The organism is Streptomyces sp. NPDC055025 (genome assembly GCF_053608565.1).
Window position 1 is genome coordinate 156,780 of record NZ_JBSGVS010000003.1, and the last position, 15,833, is coordinate 172,612.

Annotated in this window: 12 protein-coding genes; 5 read left to right on the plus strand and 7 right to left on the minus strand. The window is 70.6% G+C overall.

What is annotated here, in order from left to right; translation table 11 throughout:
• Window positions 1–232 precede the first annotated feature (232 nt).
• Complete coding sequence (locus ACWGDX_RS03280; protein WP_453621714.1) at window positions 233–1,288, plus strand: chitinase; 1,056 nt, start codon at window positions 233–235, stop codon at window positions 1,286–1,288.
• A 146-nt stretch (window positions 1,289–1,434) separates the two neighbouring features.
• Here the strand turns inward: ACWGDX_RS03280 and ACWGDX_RS03285 are convergent, their stop codons facing one another.
• The 3 genes from ACWGDX_RS03285 to ACWGDX_RS03295 all read right to left on the minus strand — a co-directional run bounded on the left by ACWGDX_RS03285 (window position 1,435) and on the right by ACWGDX_RS03295 (window position 5,977).
• On the minus strand, window positions 1,435–2,967 hold the full coding sequence (locus ACWGDX_RS03285) for a protein kinase domain-containing protein (RefSeq protein ID WP_453621716.1): 1,533 nt from the start codon (window positions 2,965–2,967) through the stop codon (window positions 1,435–1,437).
• The gene (locus ACWGDX_RS03290) at window positions 2,964–3,581 is read right to left on the minus strand and encodes a hypothetical protein (RefSeq protein WP_453621718.1); all 618 of its coding nucleotides are present in this window, start codon (window positions 3,579–3,581) and stop codon (window positions 2,964–2,966) included. The genes ACWGDX_RS03285 and ACWGDX_RS03290 overlap by 4 nt, the downstream gene beginning before the upstream one ends.
• A 110-nt stretch (window positions 3,582–3,691) precedes the next feature.
• Complete coding sequence (locus ACWGDX_RS03295) at window positions 3,692–5,977, minus strand: N-6 DNA methylase (protein ID WP_453621719.1); 2,286 nt, start codon at window positions 5,975–5,977, stop codon at window positions 3,692–3,694.
• Window positions 5,978–6,263: 286 nt separating this feature from the next.
• Here ACWGDX_RS03295 and ACWGDX_RS03300 point away from each other — a divergent pair, with 286 nt between their 5' ends.
• On the plus strand, window positions 6,264–7,151 hold the full coding sequence (locus ACWGDX_RS03300) for a DUF4352 domain-containing protein (protein WP_453621721.1): 888 nt from the start codon (window positions 6,264–6,266) through the stop codon (window positions 7,149–7,151).
• A gap of 115 nt (window positions 7,152–7,266) precedes the next feature.
• A complete protein-coding gene (locus tag ACWGDX_RS03305; protein WP_453621722.1) occupies window positions 7,267–8,082 on the plus strand; it encodes a hypothetical protein in 816 nt (271 codons plus the stop codon).
• Window positions 8,083–8,234: 152 nt separating this feature from the next.
• On the opposite strand, the gene ACWGDX_RS03310 is transcribed toward ACWGDX_RS03305, so the two are convergent.
• The 4 genes from ACWGDX_RS03310 to ACWGDX_RS03325 form a co-directional block, all read right to left on the minus strand.
• Entirely contained in the window at window positions 8,235–8,951 is a 717-nt protein-coding gene (locus tag ACWGDX_RS03310; RefSeq protein ID WP_453621842.1) for an HNH endonuclease family protein, read from the minus strand.
• A 238-nt stretch (window positions 8,952–9,189) separates the two neighbouring features.
• Window positions 9,190–10,407, minus strand: coding sequence for an acyltransferase family protein (locus ACWGDX_RS03315; RefSeq protein ID WP_453621724.1), 1,218 nt, complete (start codon window positions 10,405–10,407; stop codon window positions 9,190–9,192).
• Between the two features lie 259 nt (window positions 10,408–10,666).
• The gene (mfd, locus tag ACWGDX_RS03320; RefSeq protein ID WP_453621726.1) at window positions 10,667–14,233 is read right to left on the minus strand and encodes a transcription-repair coupling factor; all 3,567 of its coding nucleotides are present in this window, start codon (window positions 14,231–14,233) and stop codon (window positions 10,667–10,669) included.
• A 217-nt stretch (window positions 14,234–14,450) separates the two neighbouring features.
• Window positions 14,451–14,912 carry a hypothetical protein gene (locus ACWGDX_RS03325; RefSeq protein ID WP_453621728.1) on the minus strand — a complete coding sequence of 154 codons (462 nt, stop codon included), beginning with the start codon at window positions 14,910–14,912 and terminating at the stop codon, window positions 14,451–14,453.
• 160 nt (window positions 14,913–15,072) lie between these two features.
• Between ACWGDX_RS03325 and ACWGDX_RS03330 the strand changes: the two genes are divergently transcribed.
• Entirely contained in the window at window positions 15,073–15,306 is a 234-nt protein-coding gene (locus ACWGDX_RS03330) for a type II toxin-antitoxin system VapB family antitoxin (RefSeq protein ID WP_383036411.1), read from the plus strand.
• Window positions 15,303–15,719 carry a PIN domain nuclease gene (locus ACWGDX_RS03335; protein WP_383036409.1) on the plus strand — a complete coding sequence of 139 codons (417 nt, stop codon included), beginning with the start codon at window positions 15,303–15,305 and terminating at the stop codon, window positions 15,717–15,719. Before ACWGDX_RS03330 ends, ACWGDX_RS03335 begins: the two co-directional genes overlap by 4 nt.
• The last annotated feature ends 114 nt before the right edge of the window (window positions 15,720–15,833 follow it).

Consider the following 15,833-nt stretch of genomic DNA (forward strand, 5'->3'; position numbering starts at 1 on the left):
CCATTGACGAATGGTCTGGACCAACTTTACGTTGAGCGCGTCGCATCGCACCGCGTATGTCTCCGGGTCCCCCCACAATCCCGGCGGGCCAGGGGCGCGAAGGGAGCACAGCATGATCGCTCGGACGGTACGGCCTCGGACCGCACCACCTCGGACATCACGGCTTCGAACGGCACGGCTTCGAACGGCACGGCTCCGGACAGTGCGGCTCCGGACGGCACGGCTCCGGACAGTGCGGCTGCTGGGGGCCGGTCTCGCCCTGGCCTTCGTTCTGCAAGGGCTGATCGCCGCGGCCCCCGGCGCGCCCCGTGCGGTGGGCGCGGCGCAGGACGTCACCTGCGCGGTCAAGTCGAAGCCCACGGGCAAGGTGCTCCAGGGGTACTGGGAGAACTGGGACGGCGCCGCCAACGGTGTGCATCCGCCGCTCGGCTGGATCCCGATCACCGACAGCCGTATCCGTGAGCACGGCTACAACGTGATCAACGCGGCGTTCCCGGTCATCCGCTCGGACGGCACCGTCCTCTGGGAGGACGGGATGGACTCGACGGTGAAGGTCGCGACCCCGGCCGAGATGTGCCAGGCGAAGGCCTCCGGGCTCACGACACTGCTGTCGATCGGCGGTGCCACGGCCGGTATCGACCTCAGTTCGAGCGCGGTCGCCGACCGGTTCGTGGCGACGGTGGTGCCCATCCTGAAGAAGTACAACTTCGACGGGATCGACATCGACATCGAGACCGGCCTCGTCGGCAGCGGCAGCATCACCACACTGTCGCCCTCGCAGGCCAATCTCATCCGCATCATCGACGGCGTACTCGCCCAGATGCCCTCGAACTTCGGCCTGACGATGGCGCCCGAGACGGCGTATGTCACCGGGGGCAGCGTGGCGTACGGCTCGATCTGGGGCGCGTATCTGCCCATCGTGAAGAAGTACGCGGACAACGGCCGCCTCTGGTGGCTGAACATGCAGTACTACAACGGCAGCATGTACGGCTGCTCGGGCGACTCGTACTCCGCCGGCACGGTCGCGGGCTTCACCGCGCAGACGGACTGCCTGAACAGGGGCCTGGTCATCCAGGGCACCACGATCAAGGTCCCCTACGACAAGCAGGTCCCGGGGCTGCCGGCGCAGACAGGCGCCGGGGGCGGCTATATGGCGCCGAACCTCGTCTCGCAGGCGTGGACCCGGTACAACGGCGCCCTGAAGGGTCTGATGACCTGGTCGGTCAACTGGGACGGCTCGAAGGGCTGGACGTTCGGCAACAACGTCAAGTCGCTCCAGGGACGCTAGTCTCCAGGGCCGCTGGGTCCTGTCCGGTCGGTCCTGTCGGGTCGGTCTTCTCCGGTCGGCCTTCTCCCGTCGATCGTCATGGGTGGTGTCAAGGGCCCCGGGTGTTCAACGCCCGGGGCCCCGCCCGTACTTGGGCCGACGCCGCCCTACGCCCGGAACTTCTGCTGGCGCTCCAGCGTGCGCCGCAGTTCCAACGGGAGCGCGTGATAGGCGCCGTAGGCGCGCTCGGTGTCCCAGAGCAGATTCTGCAACTGCTGCCGGGCCGCCGTGTGATCGCCCACCGCGAGCAGCAGATTGGCGACGCGGTGCCGGATGTCGAAGGCACGGCCCGGGTCGGTGGCGGCGCCCGGCTGCCCGCTCTCGTAGTACGGAAGGACCGCGCGGTACTCGGCCAGCGCGGCGGACGCCTCGCCGAGCTGCTCCAGACACTGCGCGGCGTCGTAACGGAACTGGAGCGTCTGCGGATCGCCGGGGCCGGCCTCCGCCGTACGGTCGTCGGCGAGTCTGCGCAGCTCGGGGAGCGCGCGGCGGTACTGGCCGTCGTCCATCAGCGTCGAGGCGTACTGCTTGCGCAGGATACGGACGACCGGGGAGTGCTCGCCGTGCTCCTCGGCCGCCGCCGGGAGGATGTCGCCGAGGATGTCCACGGCCTGCGCGATGCTTCCCTCGCCGAGCAGCCGTTTGACCTCGTCGACCGCGGCGGCGATGTCGGGCCGCCGCGCCGGGACCGGAGGCCTGCGCGGCGCGGGCGCGGTCGGCGGTGTGCTGACACGGTCCGGCCAGGGGGCGTGCGGCCGCAGAAAGGGGCGGGTCGGATCGAGCGGTCCCGTCGTCGAGCCGTGGCGCAGTGGCAGCAGTGGGATGAGCTGTTCGTACACCTCCTGCGCCCCGGTCGGCCGGTGCTGCGGATCCTTGGCGAGCAGCCGCAGTACGAGCGCCTCCAGCGCCTCGGGTATCTCGGGTCTGATCCTGCGGACCGGCAGCGGCGCCTCGTAGAGATGGCGGTGCAGCACCCCGAGGGCGGTGGTGCCCGCGAACGGGACGCCCCCGCTGAGGAGTTCATGGAGGAGCACGCCGAGTGCGTACAGATCGGTGTACGGGCCGACCGCGCCGCCCATGGCCTGCTCGGGGGCCATATAGGCGGGACTGCCGATGGGCGAGCCGGTGTGGGTGAGCCGGGTGGTGTCGCTGTCGATGACGGAGGCGACGCCCAGGTCCAGGACGGTGACCGTGCCGTCCGGTCTGACCATCACATTGCGCGGCTTGAGGTCGCGGTGGACGATCGGCACGGCGTGCACGGCGGCCAGTACGGCACAGAGCTGGGCGGCGACCGAGGCCGCCCAGGGCCAGGGGTAGGGATCGTGCTCCGCGAGATGGTCGGCGAGGTCCGCGCCCTCGACGTACTGCATGACGAGATAGAGGTCCTCGTCGTCGCTGCCCGCGTCATGGACGGTGACCAGCCCGGGATGGTCGACCCGGGCGGTGACCCGGCATTCGCGCACGAAGCGCCGCCGCATCTCCTCGGCGGCCGTCGCGGCGGCCATCCGGTCGGGACGGAGCAGCTTCACCGCGACCCGGCGGTCGAGCCGCTGGTCGTACCCCGTCCAGACCTGGCCCATTCCGCCCTGGCCGATGAGCGTGGACAGCTCGTAACGACCGGCGATGACACGTCCGTTCACCGGTCGTTCCGGCCTTCCCGGCCCTCCTGGCCTTCCTGCCCCTTGCGCAGGATGTCGCTCAACTCGTCCAGCTCGGCGCGGACCTGGTCGATACGGGGCGGAGTCTGCGACGGCGCCGACTGCGGGCGTATCGGGGGCTGGAGGTGGGGCTGCGGCTGGGCCGGCACGGCGTACGGGGGCGGATAGGCGTAACCGTACGGCTGCGGCACCGGCGTCGACGACACGGGCGACGGCGACACGGGCGACGGCCCGTACGCGACCGCCGCCGCCCGGCGCTCACGGGAGAAGTGCCTGATGTCGAAGACCAGGAAGTACGTCGTGATCCCGACCGCCATCAGGACGAGGACGATCAGCAGGGCCATGTCCGAGGAACGCGGTTCCTCCGTCTGGCCCGTACCGATGTACATCAACGAGCCGAAGGCCACCACCACGGTGGCGCAGAACAGCACCCAGTCGACCGGGCGCTTGCGCACGACCGCGATCCTCAGCATCGCCGCCCAGCTCAGAAAACCGAAGCTCAGCACCGTGAGAGCCACGAACAGCACCCGCAGGAGGATGAGCACGGCGGTGTGCGGTCGCCGCGGGGGCGTCGGCGCGAAGCCGGGGCCGAACATGACTGCTCCTGGGTGCCTGGTGGACTGGGCTCGCATAGGAATACGGATCCGAGCGTATACACCGACACGGACAACGGGTTACGGGTTGCGCCGAACCGTTGTCGAGCTGATCACATCGGAACGCTGCCGTCCGCCAGACCGTCGTACAGCCCCTGTACGAGCTGCTCCCCCAGCTGTCCCGCCAGCCTCAGCGCGTCCTCGAACGCGGCCAGCGCGCGGAAGTGTTCACCGTACCGGCGCTGGTCGGCGAGCGGCAGCCGGGGAAGCTGGAGCCTGCGCACATCGAGCCGGGTCGCGGTGGAGGCATAGCTGCTGGCCCGGCGGGCGTTGGCGGTGCCGCGCAGGAATCCGGCCAGGAACCACGGGTCGAGGGCGGCCGGGTCGGGCCGCAGGAGCTGGAGGTTGCGGCCGAGCGCCGCGCCCGCCAGTGCGGCGTCCACGACCCGGGCGACCGCGCCGCCGCCGAGGACGGGTACGACCACATCGCCCTCCTGGATCCGTACGGCCTCCTCGGCGGCCACTCCCTCGGGAAGTACGCCGGAGGGGGCGCGGCCCGCGAGCACGTCGTGCTCGGTGAGCACCGGGACGGCCGTGACATCGGCGGTGGCGCCCGAACCTCCGGCGTACAGCACGAGGGCGCCGGCGCGGGCGAGTTCACCGACGGTGGTGGTGGGCCGGTGGAGGGGCGCGGCCGGTTCCGCAGCTCCGGACGGCCGGGCACCGCGGGCGTCGCGGGCATCGCGGGAGTCATGGGCATCACGGCCGTGGGGCCGCGGGGTGAGTTCGGCCGTCAGCCGGAGCGTGTCGGCCAGCCGCTCGCGTACGAGGGCCAGTTCGGCCGTACCGCCCGCGGCGGCCGGGAGCGGGAGATGGCGGGCGGGGGTCAGATCCACGTCGTCGTCGAGGAGTTCGACGACCGGCACCGCCCGGCTGACACCTGGTCTCTCCTCGGCCGTGCCCAGCCGGTCGAAGGGGTGCCAGGCGTCGAGCACGGTGGTGTGGACGGTCGTCCAGTCGACGTTGTCCCGGCCGCCGCCCGAGTCCCGGCCGCCCGCCGCGGAGAGTTCGGCGGTGTCGACCAACAGCAGCTCGGGGGAAGGGCGTTCGCCCGCGACGGGCTTGCGCAGGACCCAGAGATGGAGCGGAATGCCATAGGGAGGCGCGGCTCCGGCGGGCAGGGCGACCACGGCGCGCAGGGCACCGCGGCGCAGCAGATCGGCGCGGACACGACGGCCGGAGCGGCGGGACGCGACAGCGGGCGGCATCAGCAGGACGGCGGTGCCGCCGGGGCGCAGCCGGGCCAGCGCGTGCTGGGCCCAGGCCAGTTCGGATTCCGTGCGGGCCGGGAATCCGTACTCCCAGCGCGGATCGTAGGCCAGTTCGTCATGGCCCCAGTTGCGCTCGTTGAACGGCGGGTGGCAGAGCACGATGTCGACGGCGAGCCGGGGGAAGGCGTCGGCGCGCAGTGTGTCCCCGGCGCGCGCCCGGACCTCGGCGTCCCTGTGACCCGTACGGCCCGCGTGATCCGTACGGTCGGAGTGCCCCGTGCCGCCTGCGCTGCCTGTTCCGCCTGCGCTGCCTGTGGCGCCTGTGGCGCCCGCGTGGAGGGCGAGACGCAGTCCGGCGAGCGCGGCCAGTTCGGGGGCGGCGTCCTGGGCGTACAGGACGGCCGGGTGCGGTACGGCGCACAGCAGCGTGCCGGTGCCGCAGGCGGGGTCGAGGACGGTCACGTTCTCGGCGGAGGGAGCCGGTGCGGACGGGGCCGGGCCCGGATCGGAGGGGGCCGGGGCGGACGGGGCCGCCAGCGCGGCCATCAGCGCGGCGGCTTCGGGCGGGGTCGGCGTGTACTGGCGCGGATTGGCGTCGAGATGGCGGCCGAGCAGGAACTCGAAGGTGTCACGGGGACCCAGCTCCGCCGCCAGTTCGGCGACGCCCCGCAACAGCGGGACGGAAGGAAGCAGTTCACGCGGGCCCGGGGGGTGAACGGCGCTCTCCACCGGCGCGCCGAAGTGCGGGGCGAGCACCTCTCCGAGCACCACCGGCAGCAGTTCCGCGAGCTGGGCGTCCGGGGCGGCGGCCAGCTGCCGCCACAGGGCCGGCCTGTCCTGTACGAGCAGCAGGACGCAGCCGGCGCGGACAAGCGCGGTGGCGGCGGTGGCACTGTCGCTCGCCAGCTCCTGCCAGACCCGTTCACGCAGCGGCACCTCGGCGAGTTTCCCCTGGTCGCGCAGCCACCGCTCGACCTGGCTCAAGGCGAAGGACGGGCTGGTCTCGGTGCCGCCGACGGGCTGGGGGAAGTCGGCGTGCCGACGGCGCCAGTTGCTCACGGCGGCGCGTCCCACCCCCGCGAGCCGGGCGATTCCCGCGGCCGTCACCTCTGCTGCGTTCTCCGGCACCTGGCTGCCTCCCTCACCCTGCGGCTCCGCTGTGGTCCTGCTGAGCGCTGAGCATAGCGGCGGCGTAGACGGACGATCCGATTCACAGCGTAGACCGACCCAAGCACCGTGAACAGTGTTGACTCGATTCACAGGCTCTGCTGTTATTGACGCATCGCTACACAGGAGGGCACCGAAGTTCCGATCACACTCGTGTGCCGGTTCGCCGCGTTTCACATCGCCACGCACCTGATGGCGCCGTACTCCACCTCGCCGTACCTCACCCCGCCGCACCCGGAGGCAACCCATGTCGCAGTCCTCGCAGGATTCGCAGCAGTACCCGCAGCACCCGCAGGCGTCGCCGTATCCGCAGGCCCCGGTACCGCCGGGACACGGCGCTCCCGTGGCCGCCCGTAACGGTCTCGGCATCGCCTCGCTGGTCCTCGGGATCATCGGTGCCGTCGCGGGTGTGATCCCGTTCCTCTTCTGGCTGGCGGGTCTCCTCGGTCTGATCGGGCTGATCCTCGGGCTGGCCGGACGGGGCAGGGCCAGACGCGGCGAGGCGACGAACAGAGGGGTGGCCACCTCGGGTGTCGTCCTCGGTCTGCTCGCCCTGGTCCTCGCGGTGGTCGGCGCGTTCCTCACCTTCAAGATCGTGGGTGACGCGGTGAAGGAACTGGACGAGGCGACGTCCTCGGTCGGCGCCGCCCCCAAGACCGCGGGCGGTACGGACGGCAAGAAGGGCGACGGCGCGGGCGACGGCACGGCCGCCGGGGCGGGCGAGGCGAAGGACGGGGCCAAGGGCAAGACGCTCGGGGGCGGCGACTCCGCCGTCTACGACGACGATCTGACCGTCACGGTCTCGGAGCCCAGCGCCTACACACCCGGTGAGTACGCGGTCGGCCACACCAAGGGCAACAAGGCCTACAAGGTGACGGTGGTGATCGAGAACGCCGGCGAGAAGAAGTTCGACGCCGGACTGGCGACCGTCACGGCGCGGGCCGGTGAGAACGGTGTCGACGCGGAGCCGATCTACGACGACGCCACCGGGATCGGTTTCAGCGGCACGGTCCTGCCCGGCAAGAAGGCCACGGTCCTGTTCGCGTTCGACACACCGGCCGCCGCCAAGACGCTCACGGTCGAGGTCAGCCCCGGCATTCTGCACGACTCGTCCCAGTGGGACCTGAAGCTCTGAGCCCCCTCCCCCTCGGTCCGCGCCCGCTTCCCCTCGGCCCGCGCCCGCTACCCGCTTCCGCCAGACCACAGCTCGTCGCCAGATCACAGCTCGTCGCAGCTACCGGAGAACCGTTATGACTGTCACCACCGCTCCCCGAATCCGTCGTGGCGCCCTCGCCGCCCTCTGCACCGTCGCCGTCCTGACGCTCCCGGCCTGCGGAGCGACGGGCTCGGACGGCAAGGACCCCGGCACGAAGAAGTCCGGCGCTTCCACGTCCGAGGGGAGCGACCGCCCGAGCGGGAAGCCCGAGCCGTTCGCGGATCTCTCGGGCCCCGAGATCGTCGAGAAATCCTTCACCGCCATCCGCGCCGCCTCCTCCCTGACCCTCCATGCCGATACGAAGGAGGACACGGGGACCGTCCTCACCGACATGGCCCTCAACAGGAAGGGCGACTGCGCGGGCACGATGTCGATGAACGGCGAGGGCACCGCGACGGTGTCCAAGCTCGGCCCGACCGTCTATATGAAGTTCGACGAGAAGATGCTGCGGGCCCAGGGCAAGGGACAGCCCAAGGCGGAGACCGACGCCGTGGTCGACATGCTGGCCGACCGCTGGGTGAAGACCGACGCCAAGGCCCCGGACGCCAAGGACTTCGTGGGTTTCTGCGATCTCGACGAGCTGCTCGGCGAATTCGAGAACGGCGACAGTTTCGCGCGCAAGGGACCGCTCAGCACTGTGGACGGGCAGCAGGCGATCACGCTCACCGAGACCGACGGCACGTCCGACTACACCATGTACGTCGCCACCGAGGGCGAGCCGTATCTGCTGAAGATCGTCGTCAAGGGCAAGGACGCGGGCACCATGATCTTCACGGACTTCGACAAGCCCGTCCCCGCCAAGGTCCCCGCCGACAAGGACATCGTGGACCTGGACGGCATCGGCGGCTGACACACCGGCTCGTCGTACGGGGGAGGGGGACGAGGGGGGAGGCCACCACAGGGGAGTGGCCTCCCCCTCTCGGCATGCCCCCAACTCCCCTTCGGCCTCCCCCGCTGCCGACGGGTCAGCCGGTCGGCGGTCAGCCCGGCGTCAGCAAGCGGTCAGCCGCCGCACTGCGCGAGCATGGTCCTCTTGTCCGGGGCCGTGACGGGCAGTTCGTACTTGAGCGCCACCTGCGCGAACCGCACCGCGTAGGCACACCGGATCTTTCTGTCCGGAGGCAGCCAGGACGCCGGACCGGAGTCGCCCTTGGAGCTGTTGGCCGGACCGTCCACCGGAAGCAGATTGAGCGGATCGTTGGCGAGCCGCTCGCGCTTCTCCTCGTTCCACCGGGCGGCGCCCAGCTGCCAGGCGTACGAGAGCGGCACCATGTGGTCTATCTGGACGGCCGTCGCCTTCTGCTTCTTCCAGTCGATGTCCTTGCCGGTGTACGGGTCGCTCAGCGTCATCGACACCACGACGCAGTCGGACCCGGAGCGGAGACGGACCTCCTGTCCGTCCCTGGCCAGGAGGTCGTTCCTGGTGTCGCAGCCGTTCCGCGCCAGGGGCACCCCGTCCGCCGTGTCCATCCAGGCGTAGCCGAACTTGTCCCGCTCGTACCCCGTCCTGGGGCCGCGCCCGGCGGTGCGCACGGTCTCGATGAGCTGCCGCGCGGTCCGCCGGTCGGACTCGGACACGACCGGCGCGAGCCCCGGCTCCGTACCGTCCGGATTCCCGAGCGGCCCGGCCCCGCTCCCGCCGCCCGGTGCCCCCGGTGCCGAGGTGGCCGTGGCCGACGGGTCCACTCCCAGCTGCCCGTCGCAGCCCGCCAGCACCATCCCGAGCACCAGCACGACACCGCCGACCGCCCGTCCACGAGACGCACGCACTCCGCGACCCCCCACTTCGCCCGCCTTCCTGCCAACCGGCTCCGCCGGGCAGGCAGTTCCGGCCCGATCCGCCTGATCCGCCAGATCACCCGATCCGCCTGATCCGCAGGAGACACCGTCTCATGGACACCGGCACCCGGTACGGCGGTCGTCCGCGGCTCCGCCCCGGTTCGTACCGGCGCGCGGCTCAGCCCCGGGTGGCGCGCTCGGGTGGGGTGCCCAGCCGGGAGAACGCTCCGGTCAGTCCCTTCTTCAGGAACTTGGACAAGGGCCGCTCGACGAACCGGTGGACGAGCCAGCTCAGCACCAGCATCCCGACGATCAGCCCGGCCACCAGCAGCCGCGCGTCGACGCGGTCGCGCAGGTGGTGGATCACCGCGACGCCGGCCGCGTAGTGCATCAGATAGAGCGGATACGTCAGGGCGCCCGCCGTGGTCAGCCACTTCCACCGGATCCTGTCGGTCAGGCCCAGCGCGACGCCCGCCATGAAGATCAGGAAGAGCGTGTAGAGGATCAGCGAGCCCTTCCAGGTCGACACGTCCTCGAATCGGACCCGGCGCAGGATCTCGTTCTGCGACATCAGCCAGGACATGCCCAGGATGCACCACAGCAGCAGATCCTGGCCGAAGCGGTGCATCAGATACAGGGCCAGTCCGGCGATGAAGAACCACGCGGCGTCGGGGTTGGCGAGCGTGACCAGCAGAGGGATCCCGGACTTCCCGGCGAGCACCGCGGTGGCGCCCCAGACACAGCAGAAGACGACCACCTTGCGGTAGGTCAGGCCGGTGGCCACCACCAGCAGGAAGATCAGATAGAAGCGGAGTTCGGACCAGAGCGTCCAGTAGACACCGTCGACGTCCGGCACCCCCATGCCCTTCTGGAGCATGGACAGGTTGAGCATCCACTGCGTGGGCTTCAGCGGCGCGAAAACGGCGGGAAGGGCGGTCAGGACCGCCGTGGTGAACAGCACCGCGAACCAGTAGGCCGGGTAGAGGCGGATCACCCGGGAGACGAAGAAGTCCCTCGGCCGCCGCCCCCACGACGACATGCAGATCACGAAACCGCTGATGACGAAGAAGAGTTCGACGCCCAGCCAGCCGTACGCGGCGACCGCGGAGAGATCCGGGAAGATCTCCGAGACCGGGCGGCCCCAGATGAGGTTGTCGGGCCGATCGGCGCGGGCCGTGCCCACATAGTGGTGCAGCACCACCAACAGGGCCGCCACAAGGCGCAGCCCGTCGATCACATAGAGCCTCGTCCCGCGCCGCCCGGCCGGTGACGCCGCGGGCCCCGCGGGTCCCGAGGTCCCGTCGGACCGCTCCCGTTCGGCGGCGAGGCTGCCGGCGTCGACCATCAGGGGCTGCGGTATGTGACGCTCGTCCGTGGTCGTTTCGACCTGCTTCATATGTTCTGTTGCCCATCTGGTGCGGTCGAGGCAACTCGACGGGGCACAGAGAGCAAGCGTGTACGCCCCGGTGATTCAGCCGTTGCCCCACTGAACGGGATCCTGGCACTCAAGGCGGTCACGGCAAACTGAAGGTGTCGAGAAGGCGACGAGGGGTGGAATGTTGCCTCCGCCCCCGGTACGGGGTGCGCACCGCGACGGCCGACCGCCGCGCGCGCCCGTACCGGAAGCGGTGCTGGGACCCGTACCGGAAGCGGTGCTAGGAGCCCAGGATCGTGGTGAGGAACTCGCCCGTCCACGCCAGCAGTTCGCGGCCCACCACCGGCTTTCCGCCGATCTTGCCCGTGGTCGGGCGGGGGACCAGGATCTGGTGGACGGCCGGTTTGATGACCGTGCGGGGGTGCAGCCGCTTCAGGCGGAGCTCCTGCGACTCCCTCAGCTCCACCGGGGCGAAGCGGATGTTCGGGCCCTGGAGCACGATCTCGCCGACGCCGCACGCCCGCGCGAGCATCCGCAGACCCGCGACGAGCAGCAGGTTCTCCACCGGCTCCGGGAGCTTGCCGTAGCGGTCGGTCAGCTCCTCGCGGACGGCCGTGATGTCCGCCTCCGTGTTGGCGGAGGCGATCGCCCGGTACGCCTGGAGCCTCAGCCGCTCGCCCGGCGCGTAGTCGTGCGGGACGTGCGCGTCGACCGGGAGCTCGATCTTGACCTCCAGCGGCGGCTCCTCCTCCACCCCGCCGTCCAGGGACGCCCGGTAGTCGGCGACCGCCTCGCCCACCATCCGTACGTACAGGTCGAAGCCGACGCCCGCGATATGGCCGGACTGCTCGCCGCCGAGGAGATTGCCCGCGCCGCGGATCTCCAGGTCCTTCATGGCGACATACATGCCCGCGCCCATCTCCGTGTGCTGGGCGATCGTCGCGAGCCGCTCGTGCGCGGTCTCGGTCAGCGGCTTCTCCGGCGGATACAGGAAGTACGAGTATCCGCGCTCCCGCCCGCGGCCGACCCGGCCCCGGAGCTGATGGAGCTGCGAGAGCCCGAAGTTGTCACCGCGCTCCACGATCAGGGTGTTGGCGTTCGAGATGTCGATACCGGACTCGACGATCGTCGTGGAGACCAGGACGTCGAACCTCTTCTCCCAGAAGTCCACCACCACCTGCTCCAGCGCGCTCTCGCCCATCTGCCCGTGCGCCGTCGCGATCCGCGCCTCCGGCACGATCTCGCGCAGCCGGGCCGCGGCCCGGTCGATCGACTCCACCCGGTTGTGGATGTAGAAGACCTGCCCTTCTCGCAGCAGCTCGCGCCGCACGGCCGCGCCGATCTGCTTCTCCTCGTACGGTCCGACGAACGTCAGCACCGGATGCCGCTCCTCCGGCGGGGTCGTGATCGTCGACATCTCGCGGATACCGGTGACAGCCATCTCCAACGTACGGGGAATGGGTGTCGCGGACATGGTGAGCACATCGACATTGGCGCGGAGCTTCTTGAGCTGCTCCTTGTGCTCCACGCCGAAGCGCTGCTCCTCGTCCACGATGACCAGGCCCAGATCCTTGAACTTGGTCTCGGACGAGAAGAGCCGGTGCGTCCCGATGACGACGTCGACCGCGCCCTCCCGCAGCCCCTGGAGCGTGGCCTTCGCCTCCGCGTCGGACTGGAAGCGGGACAGCGCCTTCACGGAGACGGGGAACTGCGCGTACCGCTCGGAGAACGTACCGAAGTGCTGCTGCACCAGCAGCGTCGTCGGCACCAGGACCGCGACCTGCTTGCCGTCCTGGACCGCCTTGAAGGCCGCCCGCACGGCGATCTCCGTCTTGCCGTAGCCGACGTCGCCGCAGATCAGCCGGTCCATCGGGACCGTCTTCTCCATGTCCTCCTTGACCTCGGCGATGGTGGAGAGCTGGTCGGGCGTCTCCACATAGGGGAAGGCGTCCTCCAGCTCCCGCTGCCAGGGCGTGTCGGGGCCGAAGGCATGGCCGGGGGCCGCCATCCGCGCCGAGTAGAGCTTGATCAGATCGGCGGCGATCTCCTTGACGGCCTTCTTGGCGCGCTGCTTGGTCTTCGTCCAGTCCGCACCGCCGAGGCGGTGCAGCGTCGGGGCCTCGCCGCCGACGTACTTCGTGACCTGTTCGAGCTGGTCGGTGGGGATGTAGAGGCGGTCGCCCGGCTGGCCGCGCTTGGCCGGGGCGTACTCGACGAGCAGATACTCGCGGGTCGCGCCCTGCACCGTGCGCTGCACCATCTCCACATAGCGGCCCACGCCGTGCTGCTCGTGCACGATGTAGTCGCCCGCCTCCAGGGTGAGCGGGTCGATGGTCTTGCGGCGCTTGGCCGGCATCCGGGCGCCGTCCTTGCCGGCCGCCTTCTGGCCGGAGAGATCGGTCTCGGTGAGCACGGCCAGTCTGAGGTCCGGATCGACGAATCCGTAGTCGATCGAGCCGCAGGCGACATGGACGACGGACGGTGTGATGTCGGTCAGCCCGCGTGTGCCGCGCGTGCCGGGGGTGTCGAGCCGGGCCGGGATGCCCTCGCCGCTCAGCACCTCGACCGTACGGGAGGCCGTGCCGTGCCCCTCCGTGACGAACACCGTGCGCCAGCCTTCGGCGAGCCAGCCCTTGGTGTCGGCGAGGGCGCGGGCGGTGTCGCCGCGGTACGTCTCGGGAGCGCGCATCCCGAGCGTGATGGTCTCCCCGTCCCCCGTCGCGTACTCCAGCTCCTCGTCGACGGCGAACGGGGAGACGGACCACCACATCATGCCCAGCTCGCGCGCCCGCTCCCGGACGTCCGCGATGCCCCACAGGGAGGCCGCGCCGACATCGATGGGGGCCTCGCCGCCGCCCGCGGTGGCGGCCCAGGACGCCTGGAGGAACTCCTGGCTGGTCGCCACCAGGTCCGCGGCCCTGGTCCTGACCCGCTCGGGATCGCAGACCAGGGTCATCGCGCCCGCCGGCAGTACGTCGAGGAGCAGCTCCATGTCGTCCACGAGGACGGGCGCGAGGGACTCCATGCCCTCGACCGCGATCCCCTCCGCGATCTTGCCGAGCAGCTCGCCCAGCTCGGGGTGCTCCTCGGCGAGCGCGGCGGCCCGCTCCCGTACCCGCGGTGTGAGCAGCAGCTCACGGCAGGGCGGCGCCCACAGTCCGTGCTCGGCGACCTCCAGGGAGCGCTGGTCGGCGACCTTGAAGTAGCGGATCTCCTCGACGTCGTCGCCCCAGAACTCCACCCGCAAGGGGTGCTCCTCGGTGGGCGGGAAGACATCCAGGATGCCGCCGCGCACCGCGAACTCGCCGCGCTTCTCGACCAGCTCGACACGGGCGTACGCGGCTGCCGCCAGTGCCTCCGTCACCTCGTTCAGATCCGCGCTCTGCCCGGAGCGCAGTGCCACGGGTACCAGCTCGCCGAGCCCCTTGACCTGCGGCTGGAGCACCGACCGTACGGGCGAGACCACCACGCTGACCGGGCCGGCCGTCGGGTCGTCCTTCGCGGGGTGCGCGAGCCGGCGCAGCACGGCGAGCCGGCGGCCCACGGTGTCGGAGCGCGGGGAGAGCCGCTCGTGCGGCAGCGTCTCCCAGGAGGGGTACTCCACGACGGTGTCCGGGTCCAGCAGGGACCGCAGGGCCGCCGCGAGATCCTCCGCCTCCCGCCCGGTGGCGGTCACGGCCAGCACGGTCCGCCCGGTCTCGCGCGCCAGCGCGGCCACGGCGAAGGGCCGCGCGGCGGCCGGCCCGACCAGGTCGACATGCGTACGGTGACCGGCGGTGGCGGCCTTCACCGCTTCCGCGAGCGCCGGATCACGTACAACGGCGTCGAGCAGACCGTGCAGGCTCATGAAGGGGTTCCATCCAGGCGGTGGGCAACGCGAAGGACCCGACACGTCGCACGGGCCGGGGGTTCTCCAGCGTACGACGCCCCACGGACACGGGGGGACGGGACGGTGTGGGCGGGGGCCCACGAGGCGCCGTCGACCGGTCGCCAGGGGGTCGACCGGTCGACGGGGCTCGCTCGACCCTGAGACCGATGCCCGGCCGCTGGACACCGGCGGGCGGTCACATGCCCTGTCCCAGGACCTCAAGGATGTCCTCGGCGTACGCGGCGGCCGGGGAGTCCGGATCCGCCGCCCGCTCACGGCGCGCGAGATCAAGGCCTGGGCGAATGAGCGCGGCACACGCGCCGTACAGGCCGGGGTCGCCGTACAGGCCAGGGTCCTCCGGAAGTGTGTCGTCCTCCGAGCCGAGAACGGCGGAGAGCGTCCACAGCAGCCCCTCGCGGACTGCCGGACGTGGCGGGCTCGCGGACCACATGGCCATCAGCACCGCGCACACCGCCGGGGCCGGAGGCTGAAGATTCGACTGGATGAAGATGTGGTCGTCCAGCGCGTGAAAGGCGGCCGGATGTCCCTCGGCCGCGTCCCGCAAGGTCGGAACGAGATGGCTCGCCGAGCGTCCGCAGCCGCACATGTACGTCTCCCACTCGTGCCGCGCGATCTCGGCCGCCACCGCGTCGTCCACCGGGACACGGCGACTCGCGTAGCAAGCCCGCTCCCCTGCCCGACGTGATCTCAACGCTCACTCCTCCCGTCCGCCAAACGAGTGATCGCGCTCAAGTGATGTCGCAAAAAGAGCATGTAGCGATATCATTTCTTGGTCTCATCACTCAGAGGGAGCAATCGTGTCCCGTACCGTTATCGATCTCGACGACGAGATCGTCGAGGAAGCCATGCGGCTCTACGGCGCCAAGACCAAAGCGGCAGCCGTGCGCGCCGCCATGGAGGATGCCGTACGGCGGCGCCTGCGTCAGGAGTTCGCCGACGCCGTGAAGTCGGGCGAACTCGACTTCACCGAGATCATCGAGAACACCGGCCCGGTCGGCACCCGATCCAGGGACCGGAAGAACGCCGCGTGAGCGTCTTTCTTGTGGACAAATCGGCCCTCGCCCGCTGGGGACAGCCAAAGGTGGCGGAAGTGCTGGACGATCTGAACGAGCGTGGCCTTCTGGCCACGTGCGCGGTCGTCGAGTACGAGATGGTCCACAGCGCACGCACCAAGCAGGACGCGTCCCGTATGCGCCTCAGCCTCCGCGGCTTCGACTACGTCCCTTGCAACGACGAGGAGCACGACCGGGCCCTGTGGCTCCAGCGTGAGGCTCTGCGGCAGGGCTTCCACCGGGCGCTCTCGCTCTCCGACGTACTGATCGCCGCTGTCGCGGAACGGCGTGGCCTGACCGTTCTGCACTACGACGGCGACTTCGACATGATCCATGGGATCACCGGGCAGGCCATGCGCTGGGTGATCGATCCCGGCGCCGCGGATCGATAGACCGATACGTCCGGGCGGTACATCCATGGGGCCGTACCGCACGGCAATGGCCCCGGTGGGTGTTGGAGGACACCCACCGGGACCGTGCTGTTCACCTTATCGTCCCCGCTCGCC

What these genes read in the sequence shown, in the direction of transcription:
- ACWGDX_RS03310 (WP_453621842.1), bottom strand. Translation starts at nt 8,951, where the DNA reads ATGGTGCTGGCGGGCTGCGACGGGCAGCTGGGAGTGGACCCGTCGGCC.
- ACWGDX_RS03300 (WP_453621721.1), top strand. Translation starts at nt 6,264, where the DNA reads ATGTCGCAGTCCTCGCAGGATTCGCAGCAGTACCCGCAGCACCCGCAG.
- ACWGDX_RS03315 (WP_453621724.1), bottom strand. Translation starts at nt 10,407, where the DNA reads ATGAAGCAGGTCGAAACGACCACGGACGAGCGTCACATACCGCAGCCC.
- ACWGDX_RS03290 (WP_453621718.1), bottom strand. Translation starts at nt 3,581, where the DNA reads ATGTTCGGCCCCGGCTTCGCGCCGACGCCCCCGCGGCGACCGCACACC.
- mfd (WP_453621726.1), bottom strand. Translation starts at nt 14,233, where the DNA reads ATGAGCCTGCACGGTCTGCTCGACGCCGTTGTACGTGATCCGGCGCTC.
- ACWGDX_RS03305 (WP_453621722.1), top strand. Translation starts at nt 7,267, where the DNA reads ATGACTGTCACCACCGCTCCCCGAATCCGTCGTGGCGCCCTCGCCGCC.